3 protein-coding genes and 1 tRNA gene are annotated in these 3559 nt (G+C 71.1%); 1 reads left to right on the top strand and 3 read right to left on the bottom strand.

All coding sequences use genetic code 11. The features are described 5' to 3' along the window. Positions 1-98: 98 nt before the first annotated feature. On the top strand, positions 99-962 hold the full coding sequence (locus ACXJKG_RS20145; RefSeq protein WP_456847498.1) for an NAD(P)H-hydrate dehydratase: 864 nt from the start codon (positions 99-101) through the stop codon (positions 960-962). Positions 963-1122: 160 nt separating this feature from the next. Here the strand turns inward: ACXJKG_RS20145 and ACXJKG_RS20140 are convergent, their stop codons facing one another. The 3 genes from ACXJKG_RS20140 to ACXJKG_RS20130 all read right to left on the bottom strand — a co-directional run. Next, positions 1123-1599, bottom strand: a complete 477-nt coding sequence (locus ACXJKG_RS20140; protein WP_456847499.1) for an Hsp20/alpha crystallin family protein — start codon at positions 1597-1599, stop codon at positions 1123-1125. A gap of 61 nt (positions 1600-1660) precedes the next feature. Next, a tRNA-Met gene (locus tag ACXJKG_RS20135) sits at positions 1661-1734 on the bottom strand. Positions 1735-1831: 97 nt separating this feature from the next. Further along, the coding region (locus ACXJKG_RS20130) for a UPF0182 family protein (RefSeq protein WP_456847497.1) at positions 1832-3559 on the bottom strand (1728 nt) is incomplete at its 5' end.

The raw sequence follows: 3559 nt of genomic DNA, 5'->3' as shown, positions 1-3559 counted from the left end.
GGTCCGCAGTGCGAACGGCTGGCAGGCGCGCGAGGTGAACGAGGACGAGCATCTGGTCCGGCAGGACACGCCCGTCACCCTGCACGCCGGGGACCGCGATGCCCTCCCGCACTGAGACCCTCACGCCGGCGGTGCTGCGTGACTGGCCGCTGCCCGCGCCGGGGAGCTCGAAGTACTCCCGGGGAGAGGTCGCCGTCGTCGGCGGCGCTCGGTCGTCGCCCGGCGCGACGCTGCTGGCGGGCACGTCCGCGCTGCGTGCGGGCGCCGGCCGACTGACGATCGCCGTGGCGCGAACGGTCGCCGTCCAGCTGGCAGTCGCGCTCCCCGAGGCGGGCGTGCACGGCCTTCCCGAGACCGAGTCCGGCGCCCCTGACGGCACGGGCACCGAGATGCTCGACGGCGATCTCGGCGCGGCCGATGCCGTGCTCGTCGGCCCCGGGCTCGACGACGCCGACCGGACGGTCGACCTCCTGCGTGCGATCACACCGCGTATCAGCAGGAAAGCACCGGTGCTGCTCGACGCCTACGCCCTCGGCGTCCTGCCCCGGGTCACCGAGATTGCCGAGTCCCTCGCCGGTCGCCTGGTGCTCACGCCCAACGCGACCGAGGCGGCGATCCTGCTCGGGGTCGACGACGTCGGGGACGACGCCCCCCGACGCATCGCGGCGAAGTTCGAGGCCGTCGTGGCCTGTCGGGGCACGATCGCCGCACCGGACGGCCGCTCGTGGCAGATGACCACCGGATCGCCCGGGCTGGCCACGTCGGGCAGCGGCGACGTCCTCGCGGGCGTCCTCGTCGGCTTGCTCGCGCGAGGCGCCGACGCCGAACAGGCGGCCTGCTGGGCGACACACCTGCACGCCGCCGCAGGGGATCGTCTGGCAGTGCGTGTCGGGCGCGTCGGGTACCTGGCGCGCGAGCTCGTCGACGAGATCCCGGCACTCCTGACCGAGCTGTCTGCGTAGGCCCCTCAGCGAGCCCGGCAGAGCTCGCCGACCCGCTCCCCGACGACTGAGTTGGTACAGGGCGCGGCAGGGCCGCGGAGGTCCGGCTCGTCCGCACAAGACGTCCCTCGCCTCGTCGGCGAAGCTCTCGCAGTCCGCGTCGCGCCCCTACCGCCTGCCCTTATGCGGTGGCGTCGGCCTGCGCGGTGATCTCAGCCGCGTCACTCCCGTGCTGGACCGTGATGCGGCGCGGCTTGGCTTCCTCCGCGACCGGGATGCTCTCCGTCAGGACGCCGTCGGTGTACGTGGCGGAGATGTCGTCCAGAGCCAGACCCCGGCCGACCGTCAGCTGCCTCGCGTAGGTTCCGACCGGCCGCTCCTTGGCCAGCCACTGCACGCCCTCGTCCGGCCTGCCGGTGCGCTGCGCCCTGATCGTCAGGGTGCGGTCCTCGACGTTCACGTCGATGGTCCCGGGGTCGGCGCCCGGAAGATCCATGTGGAGCACGTACTGGTCACCGGCTCGGTACAGGTGAGGCTCGGCACGGCCATAGCGGTCGCGCCAAGCACGTTGACCCGCGTTCGGGGGCCTCTTGTCCACCGAGGTCCGGACCAATCCGCGGGCATCCAGCCGCCGCTCTTGCCCACATCTTGCCCACATCAACGCCAGAGGCCCTTTCGCTCCGCGGAGCGAAAGGGCCTCTGACCTGCAACTTCATTTGTAGCGGGGGCAGGATTTGAACCTGCGACCTCTGGGTTATGAGCCCAGCGAGCTACCGAGCTGCTCCACCCCGCGTCGGTGAGTACAACTTACCCCACGCCCCAGGGGCCACCAAATCGCGAGCCCCCGGACCGGCGGTGTCGTGCATCACCCTCCGCCGGTCCGGGTCGCGTCACTGGCCCAGTCGCGCCTCGGCGTCGACGGCGTTCTGCACGGCGGTGTCGAGCCGCTTCTGCGCCTCGCCGTAGGCCCCGAAGTCGCCGATCGCGAGAGCGGCCTGGCTGTCGCTGATGGCCTGCTTGGCCTGCTGCAACGCACGGTCGAGCTCGGCGCGGGCGGTCGCGTCGCCCGTCGCGGGCGGTGTCGTGGTGCCCGTGCCGTTGTCCGCCGGGGGCGTGCCGGTGTCGGGTGGCGTGCCGGCGTCTCCCGCGTCGGCACCGGAGTCGCCGCCGAACACCTGGTCGAGGGCGCCGTCGAGGGTGTCGGCGAACCCGATGTCGTCGCCGAACGCGACGAGCACGCGCTGCAGCAGCGGGAACGTGGTGCCGCTGCGTGCCTGGACGTAGACGGGTTGCACGTAGAGCAGACCGCCGCCCATCGGCAGGGTCAGCAGGTTGCCGCGGACCACCTGCGAGTCGCCGCGGCCGAGGATGTTGAGCTCGTTGGACACGGTCGGGTCGGCGACGAAGTTGTTGTTCACCTGGCCGGGTCCGGGCACGGTCGAGTCGCGTGGCAGCTCGAGCAGGCGCATCTTGCCGTAGTCCGCCGAGGGTTTCCCCGCCTCGTTGCCCGCGTCCGCGTCGACCGCCAGATAGCCGGTCAGCACGTTGCGCGCGTTGGTGCCGGTCGGGATGAACGTCGACATCAGCGAGAAGCTGGCCTGGTCCTGGTCCGGCATCTTGAGCGTCAGGTAGTAGGGCGGCTGCGGCACGGCAACGCTGCTGGTCGGGTCGTTCGGGTTCGCCCAGAAGTCGTTGCCGGAGAAGAACTGGCCGGCGTCGGTCACGTGGTACCGGGCCAGGAGGAAGCGCTGCACCTTGAACAGGTCCTCGGGGTAGCGCAGGTGGCTCATGAGGTCGCCGTCGATGGACGACAAGGGCTTGAGCGTCGACGGGAACGTGCGGTTCCACGCCTTGAGGATCGGGTCCTGGGCGTCCCACGCGTAGAGGGTCACCGAGCCGTCGTAGGCGTCGACCGTGGCCTTCACCGAGTTGCGGATGTAGTTCACGGTCTTGGGCTGCAGCGCCTGGACCGTCTCGGACGACTCGGTGAGCGAGTCGGTCGTCGCCTCGTCCAGCGGGCGCGACGCCGAGTACGGGTACTGGTCGGACGTGGTGTAGCCGTCCACGATCCACTTGACCCGGCCGTCGACGACCGCCGGGTACACCCGGCCGTCGAGCGTGAGGTACGGCGCGACCTTCTGGACGCGCTCGCGCGGGTCACGGTCGTAGAGGATCTGCGAGTCGCTGGTCACGCGGTCGGAGAACACGATCTGCTCCGAGCCGAACTTCAGCGCGTAGAGCAGCTTGGTCAGCGGGTTGGAGATGGACGGGCCGGCGGACACCGTCTGCGTCGGGAACGTGCTGTTCACCGCGCCGCCGGAGGCGTCGTCCGGGTAGTCCAGCTCCCACGACTTCGTGCCCTCGGGCGCGCCGACGATCGAGTACGTGGGGGCCTTCGGGCTGAAGTAGATGCGCGGCTCGTACTCGCCCATCGCGCCCGTCGACGGGATGCCGCTCTCCCAGAACGCCGGCCCGCCGCGGACGGCGGTGGTGTTGCCGAAGGCGGCGACGACGCCGAAGCCGTGGGTGTAGACGGTGGAGTCGTTGGTCCAGTTGCGCTGCTGGGCGTCGAGGCCCTCCAACGAGAGCTCGCGCACGGCGATCACGGTGTCGCGGCT

The sequence above is a fragment of the Cellulomonas sp. P5_C6 genome, from assembly GCF_054049635.1.
The sequence above is the reverse complement of the archived record's forward strand: the minus strand, read 5'-3'. Positions and strand labels throughout refer to the sequence as shown.

Coding starts and splice junctions, on each gene's coding strand:
- ACXJKG_RS20145 (WP_456847498.1), top strand. CDS start 99: ATGCCCTCCCGCACTGAGACCCTCACGCCGGCGGTGCTGCGTGACTGG.
- ACXJKG_RS20140 (WP_456847499.1), bottom strand. CDS start 1,599: ATGTGGGCAAGATGTGGGCAAGAGCGGCGGCTGGATGCCCGCGGATTG.